Source organism: Flavobacterium sp. PL02, from assembly GCF_035013205.1.
In the GTDB taxonomy this organism is placed as follows: domain Bacteria; phylum Bacteroidota; class Bacteroidia; order Flavobacteriales; family Flavobacteriaceae; genus Flavobacterium.
The window spans coordinates 1-4,268 of record NZ_JAYGJP010000018.1 but is presented as its reverse complement, the minus strand read 5'-3'; the positions used below and the strand labels follow the sequence as shown (position 1 = coordinate 4,268).

Here is a 4,268-nt window from a genome sequence, read left to right as displayed (position 1 = left end):
TTCAGGACAATGTGGCGCAACTGTTTTTATTGTAAATCCAACAGCTACCGATAATTGTTCGGCAACATTCACCTTCGCAGGAGTTCGTTCAGACAGTAAATCATTGACAGATTTATATCCGGTGGGAACAACAAAAATAGTTTGGACAGCTACCGATGCTTCAGGAAATACCTCATTATCATGCGAACAAATAGTTACTATTGCCGATGCAGAAAAGCCAGTTAAACCAGTTTTAGCAGATGTTATAGCACAATGTTCAGCAACACTACCAGTTCCAAGCACAACAGATAATTGTAAAGGAACAATAACAGGAACAACAGCAGATCCACTTACTTATACAGCACAAGGAAATTATACAATTACCTGGAGTTTTGATGACGGAAATGGAAACATAGAAAGCGCAATTCAGAACGTAATAATAAAAGATACAGAAAAACCAGTTAAACCAGTTTTAGCGGATGTTGTAGCACAATGTTCAGCAACAGTACCAGTTCCAAGCACAACAGATAATTGTAAAGGAACAATAACAGGAACAACAGCAGATCCACTTACTTATACAACGCAAGGAAATTATACAATTACCTGGAGTTTTGATGACGGAAATGGAAACATAGAAAGCGCAATTCAGAACGTAATAATAAAAGATACAGAAAAACCAGTTATTAGTTGTCCAGCAACTATTAGCCAAGTTGCTGATGCTAATAAATGTGGAGCAACTGTTTCTATTGTAAATCCCACAGCAACCGATAATTGTTCAACAACATTCACCTTTGCAGGAGTTCGTTCAGACAGTAAATCATTAACAGATTTATATCCGGTAGGAACAACAAAAATAGTTTGGACAGCTACCGATGCTTCAGGAAATATCTCAGCATCATGTGAGCAAACGATCACTATTGCCGATGCAGAAAAACCAGTTAAACCAATTTTAGCAGATGTTATAGCACAATGTTCAGCAACAGTACCAGTTCCAAGCACAACAGATAATTGTAAAGGAACAATAATAGGAACAACAGCAGATCCACTTACTTATACAGCACAAGGGGCTTATACAATTACCTGGAGTTTTGATGACGGAAATGGAAACATAGAAAGCGCAATTCAGAACGTAATAATAAAAGATACAGAAAAACCAGTTATTAGTTGTCCAGCAACTATTAGCCAAGTTGCTGATGCTAATAAATGTGGAGCAACTGTTTCTATTGTAAATCCCACAGCAACCGATAATTGTTCAACAACATTCACCTTTGCAGGAGTTCGTTCAGACAGTAAATCATTGACAGAATTATATCCGGTAGGAACAACAAAAATAGTTTGGACAGCTACCGATGCTTCAGGAAATATCTCAGCATCATGTGAGCAAACGATCACTATTGCCGATGCAGAAAAACCAGTTAAACCAATTTTAGCAGATGTTATAGCACAATGTTCAGCAACAGTACCAGTTCCAAGCACAATAGATAATTGTAAAGGAACAATAATAGGAACAACAGCAGATCCACTTACTTATACAGCACAAGGGGCTTATACAATTACCTGGAGTTTTGATGACGGAAATGGAAACATAGAAAGCGCAATTCAGAACGTAATAATAAAAGATACAGAAAAACCAGTTATCACGTGTCCAGCAACTATTAGCCAAGTTGCAGATGCTAACAAATGTGGAGCAACCGTTTCTATTGTAAATCCAACAGCAACTGATAATTGTTCAACAACATTCACTTTTGCAGGAGTTCGTTCAGACAGTAAATCATTGACAGATTTATATCCGGTAGGAACAACAAAAATAGTATGGACAGCTACCGATGCTTCAGGAAATGCCTCATTATCATGTGAGCAAACGATCACTATTGCCGATGCGGAAAAACCAGTTAAACCAGTTTTAGCAGATGTTGTAGCACAATGTTCAGCAACAGTACCAGTTCCAAGCACAACAGATAATTGTAAAGGAACAATAACTGGAACAACAGCAGATCCACTTACTTATACAGCACAAGGAAATTATACAATTACTTGGAGTTTTGATGACGGAAATGGAAACATAGAAAGTGCAATTCAGAACGTAATAATAAAAGATACAGAAAAACCAGTTATTAGTTGTCCAGCAACTATTAGCCAAGTTGCAGATGCTAACAAATGTGGAGCAACCGTTTCTATTGTAAATCCAACAGCAACTGATAATTGTTCAACAACATTCACTTTTGCAGGAGTTCGTTCAGACAGTAAATCATTGACAGATTTATATCCGGTAGGAACTACAAAAATAGTATGGACAGCTACCGATGCTTCAGGAAATATCTCAGCATCATGTGAGCAAACGATTACTATTGCCGATACAGAGAAACCAGTTATCACATGTCCAGCAGCTATTAACAAAAACGCTGATGCTAACAAATGTGGAGCAACCGTTTCTATTGTAAATCCAACAGCAACTGATAATTGTTCGACAACATTCACCTTTACAGGAGTTCGTTCAGACAGTAAATTATTGACAGATTTATATCCGGTAGGAACAACAAAAATAGTTTGGACAGCGACCGATGCTTCAGGAAATATCTCAGCATCATGTGAGCAAACGATCACGATTACCGATACAGAAAAACCAGTTATTAGTTGTCCAGCAGCTATTAACCAAATCGCTGATTCAGGACAATGTGGAGCAACTGTTTCTATTGTAAATCCAACAGCAACCGATAATTGTTCAACAACATTCATTTTTACAGGAGTTCGTTCAGACAGTAAATCATTGACAGATTTATATCCGGTAGGGACAACCACAATTACATGGACAGCTACCGATGCTTCAGGAAACACCTCATTATCATGTGAGCAAACGATTACCATTACCGATACAGAAAAACCAGTTATTAGTTGTCCAGCAGCGGTTATAGCTAATACAGACATAGGTTCATGTACAGCAACAATTGTTCTAAGTTTACCAACTGTTACTGATAATTGCGGAATCGCTTCAGTAGCGAATGATGCTCCTGTAGTATTCCCAATCGGAATTACAACTGTAACTTGGACAGTTACTGATAATAATGGTAATATTTCTACTTGTACACAAACGGTCACTGTGTATGGTCCGATTAAATCTAACGATGATTTAGGGGTTTCAATAAATAGTTATGTAGGAGGTATTGCAGTTTCAAACGTTTTGAATAATGATTTATTGAATTGCGTTAGTGTGATATCAAATCAAGTAAAAATTACTTTAGCAAGTACGTTACCATCTGGAGTAAATTTTGATACAACTACTGGTGAAGTAAGTGTAAATCCACATACGCCATCTGGAACTTATACATTTGATTATACTATTTGTGATCTTTCAAATATTACAAATTGTAGTACATCTACAGTTAAAATAACCATAGATAATCCAATAATCGAAGCCATCACAGAAACGACTTCTCCAATCAATGGAAACACAGGAGGTAAAACGCCACCATTAACATCAAACGATAAATTAAATGGAGTAGATGTAGTAATCGGAACCAATCCAGGCGAAGTAAAACTAACGCCAGTAACTGTACCAACAGGATTAACATTAAATCCAGATGGAACTGTAACTGTATCCCCAAATACACCAGCAGGAAACTACGATGTAACGTACAAAATATGCGAAGTAACCAATCCTACAAATTGTGCAGAAGTAACCTCAGTAATTGTAGTAGGAGCAGCGATTATAGACGCAGCAGATGACAACGTACTCTTTGCAGACGGAATAAACGGAACACTAGAAGCAATTAATGTATTAGAGAATGATAAATTAAACGGAAGCAGAATAAACAACCCAGCCGTTGTAACTATAAAAAGCCTAACCGTATTATCAGGAATCACATTAAACGAAGACGGAACAATAGATGTAGCGCCAAATACACCAGGAGGTACCTATACACTAAACTACCAAATTTGTGATGTGATAAACAAAACAAATTGCGTAAGCGCCAAAGTGACCATTTTTGTAGCCGTACCATCGATAGCCGTAATAAAAACAGCCACATTCAATGACGAAAACAAAAGCGGTTATGCCAATGCAGGAGAAACGATCACCTATACCTTCAAGATAACCAATACCGGAAACACACCGCTGACAAACGTAACAGTTAGCGACCCACTTCCAGGACTAGTTATGACAGGAAGCGCAATCACATTAGGCGTAAATGAAACCGATGAACACACTTTTATAGGCGTATATGTAATCAAACAATCCGACATCAATGCAGGAAAAATAAGCAACCAGGCCACCGCATTTGGAACCAGTGCCA

1 protein-coding gene is annotated in these 4,268 nt (G+C 37.7%); it reads left to right on the top strand.

Annotated features, from left to right (window positions below; translation table 11 throughout):
• On the top strand, positions 1-4,268 hold a 4,268-nt coding region (locus tag SHI72_RS23525), incomplete at both ends, for an HYR domain-containing protein (RefSeq protein WP_323491585.1).